This is a genomic window from Shimia haliotis (assembly GCF_900114415.1).
GTDB lineage: Bacteria > Pseudomonadota > Alphaproteobacteria > Rhodobacterales > Rhodobacteraceae > Shimia > Shimia haliotis.
In genome coordinates, this window is record NZ_FOSZ01000001.1 from 523,741 (window position 1) to 543,792 (window position 20,052).

General features: G+C 58.5%; 17 protein-coding genes and 1 tRNA gene. 8 read left to right on the top strand and 10 right to left on the bottom strand.

Features of this window, described 5'->3' with window-relative positions; genetic code table 11:
- Positions 1-23: 23 nt before the first annotated feature.
- The 3 genes from trpE to BM069_RS02575 all read right to left on the bottom strand — a co-directional run bounded on the left by trpE (position 24) and on the right by BM069_RS02575 (position 4,679).
- Complete coding sequence (trpE, locus tag BM069_RS02565) at positions 24-1,535, bottom strand: anthranilate synthase component I (RefSeq protein WP_093319855.1); 1,512 nt, start codon at positions 1,533-1,535, stop codon at positions 24-26.
- 15 nt (positions 1,536-1,550) lie between these two features.
- Positions 1,551-3,407, bottom strand: coding sequence for a peptidylprolyl isomerase (locus BM069_RS02570; protein WP_093319858.1), 1,857 nt, complete (start codon positions 3,405-3,407; stop codon positions 1,551-1,553).
- Between the two features lie 72 nt (positions 3,408-3,479).
- Positions 3,480-4,679, bottom strand: a complete 1,200-nt coding sequence (locus BM069_RS02575; protein ID WP_093319860.1) for an aminotransferase — start codon at positions 4,677-4,679, stop codon at positions 3,480-3,482.
- A gap of 179 nt (positions 4,680-4,858) precedes the next feature.
- Between BM069_RS02575 and BM069_RS02580 the strand changes: the two genes are divergently transcribed.
- Positions 4,859-5,770, top strand: a complete 912-nt coding sequence (locus tag BM069_RS02580; protein ID WP_093319863.1) for an FkbM family methyltransferase — start codon at positions 4,859-4,861, stop codon at positions 5,768-5,770.
- A gap of 13 nt (positions 5,771-5,783) precedes the next feature.
- Here the strand turns inward: BM069_RS02580 and gpt are convergent, their stop codons facing one another.
- From gpt to fabI, 3 genes are all read right to left on the bottom strand, one after another.
- Positions 5,784-6,302: a xanthine phosphoribosyltransferase gene (gpt, locus tag BM069_RS02585; RefSeq protein ID WP_093319865.1), complete on the bottom strand. Its 519-nt coding sequence runs from the start codon at positions 6,300-6,302 to the stop codon at positions 5,784-5,786.
- Between the two features lie 203 nt (positions 6,303-6,505).
- Positions 6,506-7,120, bottom strand: a complete 615-nt coding sequence (locus BM069_RS02590; protein WP_093319867.1) for a LysE family translocator — start codon at positions 7,118-7,120, stop codon at positions 6,506-6,508.
- Positions 7,117-7,935: an enoyl-ACP reductase FabI gene (gene fabI, locus BM069_RS02595; protein WP_093319869.1), complete on the bottom strand. Its 819-nt coding sequence runs from the start codon at positions 7,933-7,935 to the stop codon at positions 7,117-7,119. The genes BM069_RS02590 and fabI overlap by 4 nt, the downstream gene beginning before the upstream one ends.
- A 115-nt stretch (positions 7,936-8,050) precedes the next feature.
- Between fabI and pdxH the strand changes: the two genes are divergently transcribed.
- From pdxH to BM069_RS02620, 5 genes are all read left to right on the top strand, one after another.
- Entirely contained in the window at positions 8,051-8,656 is a 606-nt protein-coding gene (gene pdxH, locus BM069_RS02600; RefSeq protein WP_093319872.1) for a pyridoxamine 5'-phosphate oxidase, read from the top strand.
- A 120-nt stretch (positions 8,657-8,776) separates the two neighbouring features.
- Entirely contained in the window at positions 8,777-9,307 is a 531-nt protein-coding gene (locus tag BM069_RS02605; RefSeq protein ID WP_244503505.1) for a cold-shock protein, read from the top strand.
- An 11-nt stretch (positions 9,308-9,318) separates the two neighbouring features.
- Positions 9,319-9,789, top strand: a complete 471-nt coding sequence (locus BM069_RS02610) for a DUF192 domain-containing protein (protein WP_244503506.1) — start codon at positions 9,319-9,321, stop codon at positions 9,787-9,789.
- A 51-nt stretch (positions 9,790-9,840) separates the two neighbouring features.
- Positions 9,841-9,917 (top strand) — tRNA-Pro (locus BM069_RS02615).
- 645 nt (positions 9,918-10,562) lie between these two features.
- Complete coding sequence (locus tag BM069_RS02620; RefSeq protein WP_093319877.1) at positions 10,563-14,243, top strand: vitamin B12-dependent ribonucleotide reductase; 3,681 nt, start codon at positions 10,563-10,565, stop codon at positions 14,241-14,243.
- A 288-nt stretch (positions 14,244-14,531) separates the two neighbouring features.
- Here the strand turns inward: BM069_RS02620 and BM069_RS02625 are convergent, their stop codons facing one another.
- From BM069_RS02625 to soxR, 3 genes are all read right to left on the bottom strand, one after another.
- Positions 14,532-16,070: a trimethylamine methyltransferase family protein gene (locus BM069_RS02625; protein ID WP_093319880.1), complete on the bottom strand. Its 1,539-nt coding sequence runs from the start codon at positions 16,068-16,070 to the stop codon at positions 14,532-14,534.
- A 218-nt stretch (positions 16,071-16,288) separates the two neighbouring features.
- Positions 16,289-17,464, bottom strand: coding sequence for a pyridoxal phosphate-dependent aminotransferase (locus BM069_RS02630; protein ID WP_093319883.1), 1,176 nt, complete (start codon positions 17,462-17,464; stop codon positions 16,289-16,291).
- A gap of 221 nt (positions 17,465-17,685) precedes the next feature.
- Positions 17,686-18,156 (bottom strand): redox-sensitive transcriptional activator SoxR, encoded by a 471-nt coding sequence (soxR, locus tag BM069_RS02635; RefSeq protein WP_093319886.1) that lies wholly within the window; start codon positions 18,154-18,156, stop codon positions 17,686-17,688.
- Positions 18,157-18,250: 94 nt separating this feature from the next.
- On the opposite strand from soxR, the gene BM069_RS02640 reads away from it, so the two are divergent.
- Positions 18,251-18,625, top strand: coding sequence for a VOC family protein (locus BM069_RS02640; RefSeq protein ID WP_093319889.1), 375 nt, complete (start codon positions 18,251-18,253; stop codon positions 18,623-18,625).
- A complete protein-coding gene (locus tag BM069_RS02645; RefSeq protein ID WP_170846654.1) occupies positions 18,618-19,634 on the top strand; it encodes a DMT family transporter in 1,017 nt (338 codons plus the stop codon). The genes BM069_RS02640 and BM069_RS02645 overlap by 8 nt, the downstream gene beginning before the upstream one ends.
- Here BM069_RS02645 and BM069_RS02650 read toward each other — a convergent pair.
- Positions 19,590-19,937 carry an MmcQ/YjbR family DNA-binding protein gene (locus tag BM069_RS02650; RefSeq protein ID WP_093319896.1) on the bottom strand — a complete coding sequence of 116 codons (348 nt, stop codon included), beginning with the start codon at positions 19,935-19,937 and terminating at the stop codon, positions 19,590-19,592. The two genes, BM069_RS02645 and BM069_RS02650, sit on opposite strands and share 45 nt — an antisense overlap.
- Positions 19,938-20,052 lie beyond the last annotated feature (115 nt).

Below are 20,052 nucleotides of genomic sequence, written 5' to 3' on the forward strand. Positions count from 1 at the left end.
GGTGCCTGATCCTGATGTGTCTGTTACGTATTCCCGTTGCCGGTAAACCGCGCCGCGTCGGCTGCTGCGCGGCGGATGGCGTTGGATTTGTGCACAGTCTCCATGTACTCGGATTCCGGATCGCTGTCGTAAACAACGCCGCCACCGGCCTGAATGTAGAGCTTCTGATCTTTCACAATCGCCGTGCGCAGCGCGATACAGATGTCCATGTCGCCGCCTGAGCTGAAGTAACCCACGCCACCGCCATAGATGCCGCGTTTTTCGGGCTCCAACTCGTCAATGATCTCCATCGCGCGCACTTTGGGCGCCCCGGACACGGTGCCAGCCGGCATGCCAGCAAAAAACGCATCTAGCGCGTCTTTGTCGTCAGACAGTTCGCCCACCACGTTGGATACGATGTGCATCACATGGCTGTAGCGTTCGATGATGAATTTCTCAGTCGGGCGCACGGTGCCGATTTTGGCGACACGGCCTGTGTCATTGCGGCCGAGATCAAGCAGCATGAGGTGCTCTGCGAGCTCTTTCTTGTCTGCCAGAAGGTCTTCTTCGAGGGCCTTGTCTTCTTCTGGCGTCGCGCCGCGGGGACGGGTGCCAGCGATGGGGCGAATGGTGACTTCGTCGCCAAAAACCCGCACCAGAATTTCGGGGCTTGCACCAATCACCTGATAGCCGCCGAAGTTGAAGTAGAACATAAACGGCGAGGGGTTGGTGCGGCGCAAAGAGCGGTAGAGCGCAAAGGGCGGTTGGCGGAATTCCTGTGTCCAGCGCTGTGCCGGCACCACCTGAAAGATGTCGCCCGCGCGGATGTAGTCTTTGGCCTTCTCGACAGCGGCCATATAGCCTTCTTTGGTGAAGTTGCTGACCGGAGCGCTGTCCTCATGGGCTTCGCCCAGATCACGGGCGGCCTGTGGCATTGCACGTTCCAGATCACGCACTGCATCCATAACGCGTTCGGCGGCCTGCGCATAAGCGGCTTTGGCAGATTGCCCATCGCTGACCCATGCGGGCGAGACAACTGTCACTTCTCCTTTGACACCATCCAGCACGGCAACCACCGAGGGGCGCATCATGCAGGCGTCGGGCAGGCCGAGCGGATCGGGGTTCACGTTTGGCAGATGTTCGACCAGACGGATCATGTCATAGCCGAGATAGCCAAACAGCCCTGCGGAGGCCTGTGGCAGGTCTTCGGGCAGGTCAATGCGGCTTTCGGCGATCAGCGCGCGCAGATTGTCCAGCGGGTTGCCGCCTTGATCCTCAAACGCGTCCCCATCAAAGCGGGCATGACGGTTTAGGCGGCTGGTCTCACCACGGCATTGCCAGATCAGGTCGGGTTTCATGCCGATAATGGAGTAGCGACCGCGGACTTCGCCGCCGGTCACGGATTCAAGCATGAAGGCATCCTTGTGGGCGCCGGTCAGCTTGAGCATCAGCGAAACAGGCGTGTCCAGATCGGCCGCAAGACGGGCATAGACCACCTGATTTTCGCCCGCATCATAGGCGCGGGCGAACTCGTCAAAGGAGGGGACAAGATCCATGGGATCAGGCCTTTCTTACTGAAGCTGGGCGTGCACAGCGTTGAGTGCCTGCTGATTGATTTGCGGCGGGTAGGCCACCTGAAGCGCCTGTGCGTAGGCCTGGAAAAGATCCTGGGAAATACCGCCACCCAATTGCTGTGTGATCAGTTCGGCAATGCCCGAGATTTCCGCGTCGGATTGGTCCGGCGCTGTGATTTCGTTCAGGCGCACGACGATCAGGCCGCCGTCGTCGGTCGGGATCTGGCGCAGCTCGCCTGCCTCCATTTCAAACACCTGCACCATGAAGTCTTCCGTGGTGCCCGCAACAAAGTCGGCGCGTTCCGTGTCGACTTCTTCGTTGGCGTCAAAGCCGAAGGACGTGAATTGCGTACCGGCGGCCAGCTGCGGCTCAAGAGATGTCACCAGCTCGCCAAGTGCCTTGACGGTGCGTTCTGCCTTGAGCGCGGCTGCGGCGTCTTCTTTGACATCCTCAAACGGTGCCGGTGCGGCCTCGGTTGTGCCATCCAGACGCAGGGCGAAAATGCCGCCGTCGTCCAGCTCCTCGATTTGCGGGAAATCGCTTTCGGTGACTGCGGCCGCGATGTTGCGGAAGGTTTCATAGCCTGCGATTTCCGCGTCTGAGCCTGCGTGCCAGTCAATTGTGGCCAGTTCGAGATCGGTTTCATCCGCAAGCTCTTCGAGCGTTGCGCCACCTGCAAGCAGGTCGTCGACGTTTTCGATCTGGGTCTCGATCACACGACGGGCGCGGTCAAATGCCAGGTCTTCGCGCAGTTCTGGAAGCGCGTCTTCGAAGCTGGTGGCGCGTGCCGGCAAAATGCCGTTCACACGGAACAGCGCGGGGCCGAGGTCGGTCTGAACGGGGCCAGCAAGGCCGCCAACCGGCGTGATGAACACAGCTTCGCCTGCGGCACCGAGATCAGATTTGGAGATGTCGCCAAGATCCACGTCGGACAGGGCAAGGCCGCGGGCCTCCACAAGGTTTTCAAAAGAGGTCTGACCGTTGCGGACCTGATCCAGCGCGGCGTTGGCTGCGGCGTCATCAGCAAAGGCCAGACGCTCAACAAGGCGGCGCTCGGGCTGGTTATATTCCGCGTCGCGCTCGGCATAGAGATCGCGCAGGGCCTGTTCGTCGACTTCGACGCTGTCCAAAATCATGGCCGGTGTCACCCAAGCATAGGTGATTTGGCGCGTCGCTGGCTGCATGAAGGCGTCGATATTGGCGTCGTAGTGCGCCTTGGCGTCCGCGTCGGACGGAGTAGCGACCGGGCCGGTCAGATTGGCCTCGGTCAGTTTGGTCCATGTGAAATCGCGGTTTTCGGCGATGAAACCGATCATCGTTTGGGCATAGCTGTCAGGAATGTTGACGCCTGACACGATGGCGCCCTGCAACAGCGAGCGGGCTGTTTCTTCGCGCACGCTGTCTTCAAATTCGGATTCGCTCATGCCGGCTTGGTCAATGGCAAAGGTATAGGCGGCGCGGTCAAAGTTTCCGTCCAGCCCCTGAAAGGCCGGAATGGTCAGAAGTTCGCGGCGCAGGTTTTCATCGCCAATAGACAGGCCCATACGGGAGGTTTCCGCATCCATTGAGTGGGTTGTGACAAGACGGGCCAGAACGTTTCGGTCTACGCCAAAAAGCTGTGCTTGTTGGAAGGTCAGCGGCTGGCCGACCTGCGCGGAGTAGGCGTTCATTTCTTCCTGAAGGCCGCGGTAGTAGTCATCCACCGAAATGTCTTTGCCACCCACTTCGCCCACAGAGCGGACGGAGCCGGACAGGTTGGTCACGCCAAAGCCGCCAAGGCCCAGGATGAGCATCGCCATTAGGATCCAGACAAATGTCTTGGACGCTTTGCCACTCTTTTTCGCCTCGGCCATGTTGGTTCCTTACGTCTTTGTCGATTATTGGTCTGCGCGGATGTCTACGCGGTTGAAAAGAAGGGAGCAAGCTCAGATGGGGCTTTCGCTCTGTTTGGGGTAATCCGCTTGTGCCAGCCGGTCAAACAACACGGCAATTTCGCCGCGGTCGACGTTTGCAAAGGCGATGCGCAACTGGCGGCTGCCTGCGGGATCATTTTCCGGCATAAACATCGTGCCGGGGAGGCAAAGCACGTGATGATCCTGCACCAGCCGCTTGGCCAATTCATCCGAACCCATGTCGAAGGGATGCTCGACATAGGCGAAGTAGGCGCCTGCGCCCATGAGTTTCCAGCCTTGCGCCGTCAATGTGCCCATGTTGTCGGCAATCGCTGCGCGACGATCAAGGATCTCCGCGCGTTCGCCCGCAAGCCACTGTGACAGGTTCCGCATGCCCCAGAGCGCCGCATACTGGCCAAGCTGGTTCGGGCAGATGGTGACTGTGTCGAGGAATTTCTCCGCCTCAGCCAGAAAGGCGCTGTTGGCCACCATGGCCCCGACGCGATGCCCCGTGAGTCGGTAGGCCTTGGAAAACGAATAAAGCTGCACAAGAGTGTCACCCCATTGCGGGTCGGTGAACAGATCATGCGGAGCCTCTGTGCGAAGGTCGAAATCGCGGTAGGTTTCGTCGACAATCAGCTTGATGCCCTTGGCCCGTGCAAGCTCAAAGAAGGCACGCACAAGTTCTGCGGGGTATTCCACGCCGCCGGGGTTGTTGGGTGTCACCAAAACTATGGCGCGAGTCCGGCTGGTGATCAGCGCGCTTGCGGCTTCGGGATCGGGCAAAAGAATCTCGCCAGTCGCGAGGGGCACCGTTTTGATGCCCTGCATGTCGAGCCACATTTTGTGGTTAAAATACCAAGGCGTCGGCAGGATGATTTCGTCGCCTTCTCCTGCGATTGCCGACAGGGTCGCACAGAAAGCCTGATTGCAGCCGGAGGTGATGGCCACTTCGTCCGCCCCGATTTGGCCGCCGTAAGCCGAGCTCCACTGAGACGCCACTTCTGCGCGCAACTCAGAAAGACCCAGAACCGGCCCGTAAAGATGTGCTTCGGGAACGTCTTTTGCCACGCGCGCGATTTCGGCGCGCAGTGGGGCGGGGGGGGGATCGACGGGGGCGGCCTGACTGACGTTGATCAAAGGGTTGTCTGGCGTGAATGTCGCGCCTTCCAGCCAGCGGCGGGCCTCCATAACGGGCGGAGCAAACGTGGCTTGAGTGCGGGACAAGGTCATTGGTGTCTCCAGAAGTAAGTGTGTGACCAAAGGGTTTTAGGGGGCTCGTTGCGTTAGGGCAATGTTCAAAAACATCAGGAGGTTCACCATATGGGCGAAACCAGATTTAAGTTGAAAAATGCTGGGTGGTGGCGCAAAGAGTCAGGGCGAATTCTGTCCCAGATTATGTAAGGTCGGCTATGACACAATCCCTCCGTCAGAAAATTGAGAGCTTGGCCGCCGAGGACAAGGAAGAACCGGTTTCATTGGCAGAAATGCTGGAAGGGCATGTACGTGCGGAGGGAATTGAGGACCGAAACCTCAAAACACTACGCTTGATACAGGCATTCAGACAGTTTCAGGCGAGCGACAAAGCCAGGTTCTCTGATTTGGACGGTCTGGCGGCGGAAAACCCCTATTACGGGATCGTGCCGTGTCGCGCTGCAGGCGTGGATTTTGTTATGTTTTGTGCCAACGATGATGTTGTTGCGCGGCGGTATCTGTGGGCGGGCGCTGACAGTTATGAGCCGAAAATGGTCCAGCGATGGGTATCGTGGTGCCGCGAGGCGCAAGGCGACATTCTTGATATCGGGGCATACTCCGGCCTGATGTCACTCCTTGCGGCACGCTGTCACCCAACGAACCAGGTGCATCTTTTTGAACCATTGGAAGCAATCGCGGAACGTGCCAACATCAACGTGAAACTGAATGGGGTCAGCAGACGGGTGGATCGCCACAAAATTGCTGCGTCAAACGTTTCGGGCAAGCAAGACATCCATATTTACCGTGACCCAAACTTTCTGGCGACGGGGGCGTCCATTGACAAAAAAGCTGGCAAGGACGTGTTTGCCACGCACACGATCCGCACGGCCAAGCTGGACGATGATTTTGCGCACCTGTCTCCGAAAGTCGTGAAAATCGACACTGAGGGGCACGAATTGGCGGTCATCAAAGGTATGATGGGCCTGCTGACCAAGCACAAACCGAAACTCTTGATTGAGGTCTGGCAAGACACCCGCGATGAGGTGCTTTCCGAGTTGAAAAACCTTGGCTACCGGCTTGAACAGGCTGAAAAAGTCGACGCCAAGGTGAATAATTTCTTCGCGGAGTAACGCGCCGCGTTCCTTAGTCCGTGCCGCGATAGGGCTCAACGTATTGCAGCGCCATATCCCACGGGAAGAAGATCCATGTGTCCTGGCTGACGCCGGTGATGAAGGTGTCCACCATCGGCTCGCCTGCGGGTTTGGCGTAAACGGTGGCAAAATGCGCCTTGGGATACATCTGACGCACCAGTTCCAGCGTTTTGCCGCTGTCCACCAGATCGTCCACGATTAGAATGCCTTCTCCGTCGCCCATCAGGTCGGCGTCGGGGCTTTTGAGGACCTGCGCTTCGCGTTGTTTGTCCTGTGCGCCGCCGCCGGAGTAGTAAGATTTCACCGAGATGGTATCGACGGTGCGAATGTCCAGTTCGCGTGACACGATCATCGCCGGCGCCATACCGCCACGGGTGATGGCAACAACGGCTTTCCATGCGCCGTCATCGGGGCCTTTGCCGTCCAGACGCCACGCCAGCGCACGGCTGTCGCGGTGGATTTGATCCCAGCTGATGTGGAAGCCTTTTTCGTGTGGCAGACGCTCGCTCATGTGCTTTTCCCCGGGTGTGCGTGTGATTTGCGTTTGGATCGTTTTATCAGACGCTCGGGGCGGCGCAAATGGTTTGCGCCGTCGTATGCGGATTGCCACGTATTGGCCGTCTTGCACACTGATTTGCGACGGGCGGAGATCGCAGACGAGGCGAGCAAAAACCCCGAACACCGACACATGAGGTCGGGATAGGACAAGGGTTTTTAGAGAGCCGCGATTTTGACGCCAAGAGCTGCCAGCAGACCGCCGAAGATACGGTCGATCCAGTGTTTCAGGCCGATGTAGACGCGACGGGTGCGTTCAAAGGAGAACAGACGCGCCACAAAGGTGTTCCACAGAAATTCGCCCATGAAGATACAGACGAGCAAGGCGGCGAGGGCAGGGGCTGTCGCCTCTGCTGGCACGGTGCCGACAAAGATCGCGCCGAAAAAGACGGCCGGTTTCGGGTTGGCAAGCTGTGTCCAAAGGCCGAGGCGGAAGGCGGCAAGGGCGCTGCGCGGGGCAGCGGTGGATGCTGTTTCGTCCAGCGGCTCATCCGCGGCGCGCCACATTTTGACGGCGGTCCAGATCAGGAAAGCCGCGCCGCCGATTTTCAACACCGTCAACAAAAACGGAGCATATTCAAACAACAGCGCCAGACCGAAAAGGGCGGCAGCGGCCCAGAAAACCGCGCCGGCGCCAATGCCCAGCGAAAGGGCTGCGCCGGTGCGCAGACCCTCGGACAGGCCAATGCGGGCGGCCATCAAAACGGCAGGACCGGGGCTGATGGCGGCCATCAGGCAAAGCGAGACAGCGGCCAGAAACGCGGCGCCGCTCATTTGCGGCCCGTTACGGCGTCGATGTCGGGGCTGTCCACAGCCTTCATGCCAACCACGTGATAGCCTGCGTCCACATGCAGGTTCTCGCCTGTTGTGCCGCTGCCGAGGTCAGACAGCAGGAACAGCGCGGATTTGCCCACGTCTTCGATGCTGACATTGCGACGCAGGGGGGAGTTCAATTCGTTCCATTTCAGAATGTAGCGAAAGTCGCCGATGCCGGAGGCGGCGAGGGTTTTGATCGGACCTGCGGAAATGGCGTTGACGCGGATTCCGTCTTTACCGAGGTCTTCGGCGAGGTATTTCACCGAGGCTTCCAGTGCGGCCTTGGCGACGCCCATGACGTTGTAGTGGGGCATAACCTGCTCTGCGCCATAGTAGGTCAGCGTGAGGGCGGAACCGCCGTCGGTCATCAGCTTCTCGGCGCGTTGCATCACGGACGTGAACGAATAGACGGAGATGTCCATGGTCATCAGGAAGTTGTCACGGCTGGTGTCAACATAACGGCCGCGCAGCTCGTTTTTATCTGAAAAGCCAATGGCATGCACGATGAAGTCAATCTTGCCCCATTTTGATTCAATCTCAGCAAAAGCCGCGTCGATGGAGGCAGGATCCGACACATCACAATCAATCAGTGTATCGACACCCAATTTGGCCGCCAGCGGCTCTACACGCTTCTTAAATGCGTCCCCCATATAGGAAAATGCCAACTCGGCGCCGGCATCGGCACAAGCCTGGGCGATGCCCCACGCGATGGATTTGTCGTTGGCCAGGCCCATGATCAGGCCACGCTTGCCTGCCATCAGTTGATTAGACATCGGTTGCTCCCACTCCCAATTCGGTATTGAAGTCCTTTAGGCGATTGATCCAAATGCATCAATAGGCGTGGGTCGATGGGACGGGCGGTGCCGCGTCGGATAACGGAGAAAGTAGATGAGCGACAGAACCGGAATTTTTGCTGGCGACAATCCGTTCGAGATTGCGCGCAATTGGCTGGTCGATGCGGAAAAGGCCGAGGTGAACGATCCCAACGCGATCGCTTTGTCGACCGTAGACGCAGACGGCATGCCCAATGCGCGCATGGTTCTTCTGAAGGACATCGAGGACGATGCGTTTGTGTTTTATACCAATTATGGCAGCGCCAAGGCCCGCGAGATCGACAGCGCCGGTAAGGCCGCCTTTGTGATGCACTGGAAATCCTTGCGTCGCCAGATTCGGGTGCGCGGCACGGTGATCAGGGAAGATGGCGCCGCCGCCGACGCCTATTTTGAGTCGCGGTCTTTGAAGAGCCGGCTGGGAGCGTGGGCGTCAAAACAATCACAACCTCTCGGATCGCGCACAGAGCTGATGGCGAAAGTGGCAAAAATTACAGCCGCCCATGGACCCAAACCGGAACGGCCTCCGTTTTGGGGTGGTTACCGGCTGTGTCCGACAGAAATCGAGTTCTGGGCAGACGGGGCTTTCCGGTTGCATGACAGGTTCCGTTGGGTCAAGCAAAGCCCTGAAAAACCTTGGGAAATCACGAGACTCAATCCCTAGGGAAATGGGTTGCCGAAAAGCAGGCGAAAGAAAAGCTACCCATTTTAGCGCTTGCTGATTTTGATCAATTGAACCAATCTTCAGTCCATCATGGGGATGATACGGACTAAGGTTAAGGTTTTGACTACTGTTGAAAATGACATCTCGCGCATTGCGGGCGAGGTGAAGTGGTTCGATCCTGTAAAAGGATTCGGATTTATTGTGTCAGATGACGGCGGCGCCGACATTCTGTTGCACGCCAATGTTTTACGTAACTTCGGACAAAGCTCTGTTGCGGATGCGTCGCGCATCGAAGTCGCGGTTCAAATGACGAATCGCGGGGCGCAGGCGGTGGAGGTCTTCGAGATCGAGCCGCCTGAGTCGGACGCGGCGGTGCCGCTGTCCGACTTTGAGGGGCTTGATCTGGACGAATTGCGCTCCGCACCGCTTGAACCCGCGCGGGTGAAGTGGTTCGACAAAGGCAAAGGGTTTGGCTTTGCTAATGTTTTCGGCCACCCTGAAGACATCTTTTTGCATATCGAAGTGCTGCGCCGCTCTGGACTCGCTGATTTGCAACCTGGCGAAGCGCTGGCGTTGCGGGTGATTGACGGAAAGCGGGGCCGCATGGCGACCGAGGTTCTGGCATGGGAAAACGCAGTCAACGAAGACTGACAGGATTGAGAATGAGTGCCCTTTGGGGGGCATCAGTGGCCGCGTCTTTGGGTGCGGCCACATCCGTTTGGGCAGGCTGTGCCCCTGGCGCGCTTGAGGTGCGCGGCAATTGGGGGCAAGCGCGATTCACCGTTGAGGTGGCGGATACGGACGAAGAGCGGGCGCGAGGGCTTATGCATCGTGAGAGCATGCCGATGAGCGCGGGGATGCTCTTTATATATGAGCGGCCGGAGCGGGCGTCTTTCTGGATGCGAAACACGCTGATTCCTTTGGATATCCTGTTTGCGGATCACACGGGGGTGGTGCGCCACATCCATCCGGAGGCGGTGCCTTTGGATGAAACACCGATTCCCGGCGGCGATGGCATCAAATATGTGCTCGAAATCAACGGGGGACTGGCCGAAGCGATGGGAATTTCGGTGGGCAGCGAGCTTCGACATGGTGAGATGCAGCAAGAAAGCGCAAAATGGCGCTGCGAATGACACCTTTGGGGTTTTCATTCCCCGCAGGGCGGGCTAAACGATGCCTCGGTCCGGGGCGTAGCGCAGTCTGGTAGCGCACCTGTTTTGGGTACAGGGGGTCGCAAGTTCGAATCTTGCCGTCCCGACCATGTTTCTCTGCACACCTAAGGTGTCGTGCCGGATATTCCGGTCTGTGAGAAACCGCCGCAGTCGCGCGTGAGCGACACATTCCAGCATACGCTGAACTCTGCCGATCCCTCGTTTTGATTCGCAGTCTGACCATTGAGTTGGGCAGAGTTGACTAAAATTCGTGCATATCGTCTGTGACAAATTTTCTGCACTCTAGATTTGGTGTTTTTTGAGCAAGTGATCAGAAATGGCGCGAATCTCCCGTCTTTTCAGACCGTTCTCTGGCTATCTCAAAGTGGATCGATTTTTCTGCATTGCAGAAGGATCGGCGCGGAATCGGGGGGAGGCTTGGGAGGTCATACAAACCGCGTTTCGGTCAACAGAAAAATTCCAGATATCCACACAATTAATTCGTTGACCTTGTATGGTCGAATACGCCAGTTTGTGGGAGCGGTTGCGAAACGCTACAACATATAGTGGCGAGTGGCACCGGACAGGGACGAACACCATAATAAGATCCGACATTGGTCGGGCGATATTCGGCGATGCGCTTGCGTTTGCCGTGGCGGTGAGTCTTTGCCGGACCCAAGCGATTTTGCGGTCAAGGGGTGGCAAATCCCGTAGGCGCACCGCGTGAATGTGAACAGCTGGGACATGAGGCAGCGATGAAAATCGAGAGAAAGTTTACCGAGGCAGGGCAGGACGCATACGCAGCGCTGGATTTTGTGACCACCGAGTCCGAGATTCGCAATCCCGACGGGTCGATTGTTTTCCGATTGGCGGACGTTGAAGTGCCTGCGAGCTGGAGCCAAGTCGCCAGCGACGTGATCGCACAGAAGTATTTCCGCAAAGCTGGTGTTCCAGCAAAGATGAAGAAGGTCAAAGAAAAGGGCGTGCCGGAATTCCTGTGGCGCTCGGTTCCGGCCAACGACGATGTTGAGATCGGTGGCGAGACCAGCGCCAAGCAAGTGTTTGACCGTCTGGCGGGCGCTTGGACCTATTGGGGCTGGAAAGGCGGCTATTTCAGCACCGAAGAAGACGCGCGCGCCTATTTTGACGAGATGCGTTATATGCTGGCAACCCAGCGCGCCGCGCCGAACTCGCCCCAGTGGTTCAACACCGGTCTGCATTGGGCCTATGGCATCGATGGTCCGGGTCAGGGGCACTACTATGTGGACTACAAGTCCGGCAAGCTGACCCGCTCGAAGTCTTCTTATGAACATCCACAGCCGCATGCGTGTTTCATTCAGTCGGTCAAAGACGATCTGGTGGGTGACGGCGGTATTATGGATTTGTGGGTGCGTGAGGCGCGTCTGTTCAAATACGGCTCCGGCACCGGCACCAACTTCTCCTCGCTGCGTGCGGATGGCGAAACCTTGTCGGGTGGCGGCAAATCCTCGGGCCTGATGGGGTTCCTGAAGATCGGCGACCGTGCGGCGGGCGCGATCAAGTCAGGCGGCACCACGCGCCGTGCGGCAAAAATGGTGATCGTGGATGCGGATCACCCCGATATCGAAGAATACATCAATTGGAAGGTCAAAGAGGAGCAGAAGGTTGCGTCCATCGTGGCCGGCTCCAAGATGCACGAGCAGAAGCTGAACGGCATTTTTGATGCGATCAAAGCTTGGGACGGTGCAGAGGCGGATGCCTATGACGCCAAGGTCAACGACGGGTTGAAGTCCGCGATCCGCGACGCGAAAAAGTCCATGATCCCTGAGACTTACATCAAGCGCGTGCTGGATTATGCCAAGCAGGGTTACGCCAGCATCGAGTTCCCGACCTATGACACAGACTGGGATTCCGAGGCTTATGCGTCGGTCTCTGGCCAGAACTCCAACAACTCGATCCGTGTGACGGATGCCTTCCTGAAGGCGGTCGAGAACGACGCCGATTGGGAACTGATCCGCCGCACCGACGGGTCAGTCGCCAAAACCATCAAGGCGCGCAAGCTTTGGGAAGACGTGGGTCACGCAGCCTGGGCCTGTGCCGATCCCGGCATTCAGTACCACGACACTGTAAACGCGTGGCACACATGCCCCGAAGACGGTGAAATCCGCGGTTCCAACCCGTGCTCGGAATACATGTTCCTTGATGACACGGCTTGTAACCTGGCCTCGATGAACCTGCTGACCTTCCTTGAGGATGGCGTGTTCCAAGCCGAAGATTACATGCACGCGACCCGTCTGTGGACTGTGACGCTGGAAATCTCCGTAACCATGGCGCAGTTCCCGTCCAAAGAGATTGCACAGCGGTCTTATGACTTCCGGACGCTGGGTCTTGGCTATGCCAACATCGGCGGGCTGCTGATGAACATGGGCTTTGGTTATGACAGCGATGAAGGCCGCGCGCTGGCCGGATCGCTTACCGCGATCATGACTGGCGTGTCCTATGCAACCTCTGCCGAGATGGCGGGCGAGCTGGGTGCATTCAGCGGATACGAGCGCAACAGCGAGCATATGTTGCGCGTCATCCGCAATCACCGTCGCGCGGCTTATGGCCATGACACTGGATATGAAGATCTGGCGGTGAAGCCGGTGGCGCTGGACCTCGCGAACTGTCCTGATCAAAGCCTTGTGAAACTGGCCAAGACAAGCTGGGACGAGGCGCTGACGCTGGGTGAAAAGCACGGCTATCGAAACGCGCAGACTTCGGTGATTGCGCCGACGGGCACCATCGGTCTGGTGATGGATTGTGACACCACCGGCATTGAGCCTGACTTTGCACTGGTAAAGTTCAAGAAACTTGCGGGTGGCGGGTATTTCAAGATCATCAACCGCTCGGTTCCAGCGGCGTTGGAAGGGTTGGGGTATTCTTCGGCACAGATCGAAGAGATCGTCAGCTATGCGGTGGGCCACGGCACCATCGGCAATGCGCCAGGCATCAACCACACCTCGCTGATTGGGCATGGCTTTGGCCAGAACGAGATCGACAAGATCGAAGCGTCGCTTGGCTCGGCCTTTGATATCCGGTTTGTGTTCAACCAGTGGACGCTGGGCGAAGAGTTCTGCACCAACGTGCTGGGCATTCCCGCCGAAAAGTTGAATGATCCGGGTTTTGATCTGCTGGCGTCGCTGGGGTATTCCCGCGCCGACATCGAAGCCGCCAACGACCATGTTTGCGGCACCATGACACTGGAAGGCGCGCCGTTCCTCAAGGAAGAGCACTACAGCATCTTTGATTGCGCAAACCCTTGCGGCAAAAAGGGAAAACGCTTCCTGAATGTGGACAGTCACATCACCATGATGGCGGCGGCACAGTCGTTCATCTCGGGCGCGATCTCCAAAACGATCAACATGCCAAACGACGCCACGATCGAGGATTGCCAGAAGGCTTATGAGCTCAGCTGGTCTCTCGGTATCAAGGCGAACGCCCTGTATCGCGACGGCTCCAAGCTTTCGCAGCCTCTGGCGGCGGCTCTGGTTGAGGATGACGACGATGCGGCGGAGATCCTTGAGAGCGGCTCAATGACCGAAAAGGCGCAGGTGCTGGCCGAAAAGATCGTCGAGAAAATCGTGGTCAAAGAAGTCGCCCGTGGTCGTGAGAAAATGCCTGAGCGCCGCAAAGGATACACCCAAAAGGCGGTTGTTGGCGGCCACAAGGTTTATCTGCGGACCGGTGAATATTCGGACGGCTCTTTGGGCGAAATCTTTATCGATATGCACAAGGAAGGCGCGGGTTTCCGTGCGATGATGAACAACTTCGCGATCGCTGTGTCGGTGGGCCTGCAATATGGTGTGCCGCTGGAAGAGTTCGTGGACGCATTCACCTTCACCAAGTTCGAGCCGGCGGGCATGGTTCAGGGCAACGACAGCATCAAGAATGCGACGTCGATCCTTGACTATATCTTCCGCGAGTTGGCGGTGTCTTATCTGGATCGCACCGATCTGGCACACATCAAGCCGGAAGGTCAGAGCTTTGACGAGTTGGGACGTGGCGAAGAGGAAGGCGTGTCAAATGTGTCCGAGCTGAGCGAAAGCGCAGCAACGCGGTCTTTGGAAGTGCTGAAGCAGATTTCCTCGACCGGATATTTGCGCAAGCGTTTGCCGCAGGAACTGGTGGTGTTGAACGGTGGTCAAAGCACGGGGACCGATCCGGTGGCCACGTTGAACACTTTGGTGCCGGAAACGGCCGGCGCGCCAGCGGTTGCCGCCACGGCAACGGTTGCACCATCCGTGTCCACAACCGTATCTAGCGCCTCTGCGCCCACCGGTATGGATGAGCGCGTGAAGGCGAAAATGCAGGGCTATGAGGGTGATCCTTGCGGGGATTGCGGAAACTACACGCTGGTGCGCAACGGCACCTGCATGAAGTGCAACACCTGCGGCGCCACAAGCGGGTGCAGCTGATCCCGGGGGGGACCTTGGGTAGGGGGCCTTTGTGCCCCCGACGACTTTGACGAATTTCCGGGGCCGTGCGCGGCCTTGGGTGAGACACGGAGCGGGTGCGCTTGCTCCGACGACATTCAGGCCGCAGGCAAAAAACATCGAGCGGTATCAAGAGTGAGCCTGAATGGCGAAACTGGGGGGCCTTGAGCCCCCCAATTTTTTTTGTCCCGTCAGAATTTTGAGAGGGGGCTTTGCCCCCGCCGACGCAAGCGCCGACTCCCCCAAGGTATTTGCAGCAATAGGAAACGGTTAGGCTGGCAGATGGATATTGAACCGCTCGCGGATTTGCTGATCTGTGATCGGATCAAAGCGCGCGGCAGAGGGATCTGTGAGAATCTCTTCTTTGCGTTTGATGGCCTTTTGGATCAGGTCCGGCTTGTCGAGTTCGGCCCATTCTTTTGGTGAGGTTCTGTCTCCAAGTGTTGGATAAACATGATCTTTTTGCATGCGGCTGAGAGTGGCGCCCGTGCCGAGATAATGGCCGGTGCCGCCAAGGCAAACCTTCTTCATCTGATCGAGCGCAAGGGTTTCGTCATCCACCTCGATGCCGCGCACACAGCGCAGAGCCTGACCGATAATGTCATCACCCAAAATCAGGGATTCGTGGCAAAATCCAAGAAGGCTGGCATGCATGCCGGCGGCCTCGTAGACCATGTTGAGGCCGGAAAGACCGGCCATCACATTGGAGCACATCTGTTCCCAACCGGCCTGCATGTCCGGCAGTTTGCTGTCGGCGATGCCTGCCGCCGCGCCGCCGGGAATGCCGTAGAATTTGTGCATCTGGGCGCAGCCTGCGGTCAGGAGCGCTTGCTCGCCCGAACCACCTGTCATGGCGCCGGTTCTAAGATCAAGGCCAAAGGGCCATGTGCCGAAAATCGCGGGGTGGCCGGGTTTGATGGCGTTCACATAAACGATGCCGGCAAGGCATTCTGCCACCGCCTGCACGATGGCGCCTGCGATGGTCGAGGGCGCGGTGGCGCCGGCCATGCCAGCAGACAATAGCAACACCGGCATGCCGCCTTGAATGCAGGCTTCCATCACCTCGCAGGATTCGGTGGCGAATTTCATTGGTGGAACAACGAAGCAGTTGGAATTGCTGACAAAAGGCCGTTCGTGCCACTTGTCTTCGCCGCCCGCGATCATGTGCAACATTTCCAAGGCTTCGGGCACAAAGGACGGATCGGTGAAGGAGGTGCCGATGTGTTTCGTGGTGCCTGCACAGCAGGCGTAGATGGTGTTGAGGTCCATTTCCTTGTTGTCGAGGATATCGCGGGCCACCATCGGGCGTTGCAGGAAGTGGATGTTATCAAGTTGTTGTGTGATGCGGGCTGCATCGTGCAGATCCTGCAAGGTGGAATCGCGGTAATTCCGACCATCCACATCAACCATGTGCACGGCCGCTCCGGCGGTGCCATAATGCACGCGATGGCCGTTCAACTGAAGATCGTACTGGGGGTCCCGGCCTGGCAAAGTGATGTCTTTACAGGCCTTTGCCAAAGAATCTTCAACCAAGGCACGCGGAATACGGATGCGGCCGTCATCGCCAAGAACAGCGCCCGCGGCGGTGAGATAGTCGATGCCCGATTGCGGCGCGTCGGCAAAACCGATTTGTTCCATGGCGTCCAGGGCGGTTTCGTGGATACGCTGCATGTCGCGGTCTGAGAGCGGCTTGTAGGTGCCGCCTTCGAGGCCAGCGCGTACGGGGCGGATTTCCTGAGTGAGAGGCGCTGCACGGGAGGCTCGACGGGCTGCACGACCGCCGGAGCGGCGGGAAATTGTGGCATTCATATTGGTAAGTTCCTGTAAAGTCAGTCAAAAAATGGATTTGACGGCTTTACGGACGGCCACGGGCTGCACGGCCGCGTTCGGCACCGATGGTGATGATCACCAACTGAATTTTGCTGCGCACGCCTTGCATGGCTCCTCCTTCTTGCTCTCAGTGTGCGAGTCAGAAAGGGGCCTGTCGAACCTGTTTGCGACATTTGTCGCAAACAGGATATGCAAGGCTATTTTGCCAATGTCTGCGCGTGATCCACCAGTGTTTTCAAGGCTTTGGCAAAGCGCTCGTCATCCACGGTCATGGCCACGCGCACATGGCCATGGGCGGCGGTGCCAAAACTTTCGCCCGGCATGGTGGCGATTTTGTGGGTGTCGAGCAGGCTGTTGGCGAATGCCTCGCCGCTGAGGCCGGTCGCGCGCACGTCCAGCATCAGATACATTGCGCCCTGAGCGGGAATGAGGCCGACGGTGTTCTGGTCGGCCAGAATCTCACGCGCGATTTCGCGTCGGCGACGGAACGGGGCGGCGACGCCATCTTCGAGATCAGGGCCTTGGTCGATGGCAAAGGCAGCGGCGTCCTGAATGAAGCCCGGCACGCCATAGGTGGTGTGGGTGGCCAGATTGATGAGATGCGAGATGACCTCTTTCGGGCCGCAGATCCAGCCGACGCGGGAGCCGGTCATGGCGTGTGATTTGGACATGGATCCCACAACCAAGGTACGATCCGCCATGTTGGGCAGGCTGCGTGGCGAGATGTGTTCGCCTTCCCAGACCTGCGTGTCATAGACTTCGTCTGAGATCAGCCAGAGATCATGTTCACGGCAGACTTCGGCGATTCCTTCAAGGGTTTCAGCACTATAGACTGTGCCGGTCGGGTTGTTGGGGGAGTTGATCAGAAGCGACGCCGCGCCTTTGGAGGCCTCTGCGGCAATATCTTCCGCGCGGGGCTGGAAGGCGTCGGAGGCGTGGGTGCGCACAACCACGGGTTCCGCGCCGATGCCGCGGATCGTGCCGGGGTAGGTGGCATAATACGGGTCGATATAGAGCGCACGATCACCGGTGTTACAGGTGGCGGCATGGGCGGCAAACAGGGCCGCCTGACCGCCGGGCGTGATCAGAATATTCTCAAAAGTGGTCGGCACGCCGGTTCTGTCCTGAATGCGAGCGGCCACGGATTCACGCAAGGCTTGCGTGCCGGGAACCATGGCGTAACCGGTGTGTCCGCCGCGGGCGGACCGGTCCATGGCGGCCAGAATCACGGGGTCTGTGCGGATGTCATGTTCGCCGATGGTCAGTTCGATGACATTTTCGCCCTCGGCGATCATACGGCGGGCTTTGTAGAAGACATCCCACCCGTCCGAGCCGCCGCCGGTGATTCCTGTAATACGCTGAGAAAGCTGCATTTTCTTCGTTTCCCTAGAGTCCCTTTGTCCGGAGTGGTGGCATTTGGATGCTGCGCGCGTCAAATGCAATTCTGTGATGGGTGATATTTCCGGATGCGGGGGGGCGGTATTGTGTCGGCAAAGCGTCGGTATCACGTCGGTGCGATCCGGTGGGGGTTTTGCTCCGGTCACTGCAGGCTGAGACCCCCGCAGGGTATTTGTGGCCAGACAGAGAATGCGGCTCAGGTGTCAGGCGTGTCGCCAAGCAGGAATCTGGGGCCTTGGCCGCGGTTTCGGATGCGGTCGTCTTTGTTGTAGAGCGCGCAGTTTGTCAGGCTGAGGCAGCCGCAACCGATGCAGCCGTCAAGTTTGTCGCGCAGGGCCTGCATCTGTGTGATGCGGGCATCAAGTTCGGAGCGGAAGAGGGCCGAGAGATTTTCCCAATCGGTTTTGGTCGGCGTACGGTTTTCCGGCAGGCGCGACAGGGCGGCGCGGATGTCCGCAATGGAAAAACCCATGCCTTGAGTGATCATCACAAAGCTGAGGCGGCGGATGTCGGAGCGCGCGTAGCGACGCTGGCCTGTGTCGGTACGGTCGGGAAAGACCAGCCCTTGTTCTTCGTAGTAGCGGATGGCGGAAACCGCGAGGCCAGTGCGGTCTGCGATCTGTCCAATGGTGAGTCCGGTGGGGCGCAGGCGAAGAGGTTTTTTCATGGGTCACTGTTTTTGTGCGTAAAAAACTGGTTGAGCTAAAGTTAACTTGAGGAAATAGCCTGAGTCCACCGGCAATTTTGAAAGGACTGAGGCGATGAGACTTGAACATGTGAATATCTGTGTGAATGAACCCAAGAGTTTTTCCGCCATTCTGTGTGACCTGTTTGGCTGGCATGTGCGCTGGGAAGGTGCGGCCAAGGACAACGGGTTCACGGTGCATGTGGGGGATGCGGAGAGTTATCTGGCGGTTTATGCGCCGGCGGTGACGTTGAAACCGGAAGCGGCGCGGTATCGCCATGTGGCGGGGCTTAATCACATCGGCGTTGTGGTGGAAGATCTTGACGCGGTTGAGGCCAAGGTGAAGGCGGCGGGATATGTGCCGCACAGCCACGGGGATTATGAACCGGGGACACGGTTCTATTTCGATGGGCCCGAGGGCATCGAGTTTGAGGTGGTGCATTATGACTGAGGCGCGAGGATTGGGCCCTGTGGGGCTTTTGGTGTGGTGCGGCACGCTGTTGGGGGTGACGTTTCCGCTTGGCAAGGTGGCAGCTGAGGCCGGTGTGTCGCCGGTGATGTGGGCGCTTTTGGTGTCGGTGGGGGCGAGCGTGTCGCTGGTGCCGATGTTGGTGGCGAAGGGTCTGTTGGAGCGGCCGCGGGGGCGAATGCTGCGCTATGTGGTGATCTCTGGCTTGATGAGTTTTGCGGGTATCAACCTGATGATTTTTGGTCTGGTGCCGAAAGTGGGCGCGGGGCAGGTGGGCATGATGTTTGCGCTCTCTCCTGTTGCGACGCTGGCGCTGTCTTTGGTGTTTGGCATGAAAGCGCCAAATACGTTCGGGATTGTCGGGATACTCGTCGGTCTTGCGGGGGCGTTGATGGTGGCTTTTGGGCGCGGCGGTGTGGACGGCACGCTGGTCTGGTCGCTGGTGGCCTTGTCGATCCCTGTGGTGCTGGCGGCTGGCAATGTTTACCGCTCGCTGGAGTGGCCAGAGGGCGCGCATCCGATGGTGCTGGCGTTCTGGGCGCACTTGGTGGCGGTATTGGCTTTGCTGGCGGTGCAGGTGTTTCAGGAAGGCGCTGTGCCATTGGCCCCGTTTGCCGAGGTGCCATTCGCCGCCTTTGCGCAGCTGGTGGCGGCGGCGCTGACCTTTCCGGCGTATTTCAAGCTGCAAAAGATCGGCGGGCCGGTTTTGCTGAGCCAGATCGGCTATGTGGCGGCGGCTTTGGGGTTGGCAACTGCGGTTGTTTTCTTCGGAGAGCGGTACGGGCTGGTGAGTTGGATTGGCGCAGGCGTCACTGCGCTTGGCATTGCCATGACGATCGCGGCGCAAACGGGATGGCGCGGACCAAAGGCCTTGCCGCTTGGACGGGTTACGCGGGCGGGTCTGTTTGGGCGGCGAGATGCGGCGCGGGCACCGCAGCAAGGGGCGTTACTCGCTGCGCGGCGGCAGGCTGTTTTGAAGCTTCTTGGTTAGGCCCGCGCGCACAATGTCATAAGACACGATCAGACGGTGGCGGAGTTCTTCTTCGTCACCGTCGAGTGGGATGTTGATCCAGCTGCGGTGGAAATACTTGGCCTTGGTGCCGACGCCTGCATCGATTAGCATTTGCGCGGTCTCGATGCTGTCGGTTTTGACCGACACGCCGGGGGTTGCGCTGCCCATTGAGGCAAACATTTTGCCGCCGACCTTCCACGCGCCATGACCGCCACCCCAAGGATCGGAGAGGTCGGCACCAGGGAAGGTGGCGCAGATCGAGTTGACGAAATCACGGCTCATAATCCGGAGTGTCCGGGGTTTTGGAGAGGGGGTCAATTGCGGAGATCGGGCGATGCTCGGCGGGTTGACGCGATTGGTCCCGCGCCATAGTGTGAGCCCATGAACACTGCACGCA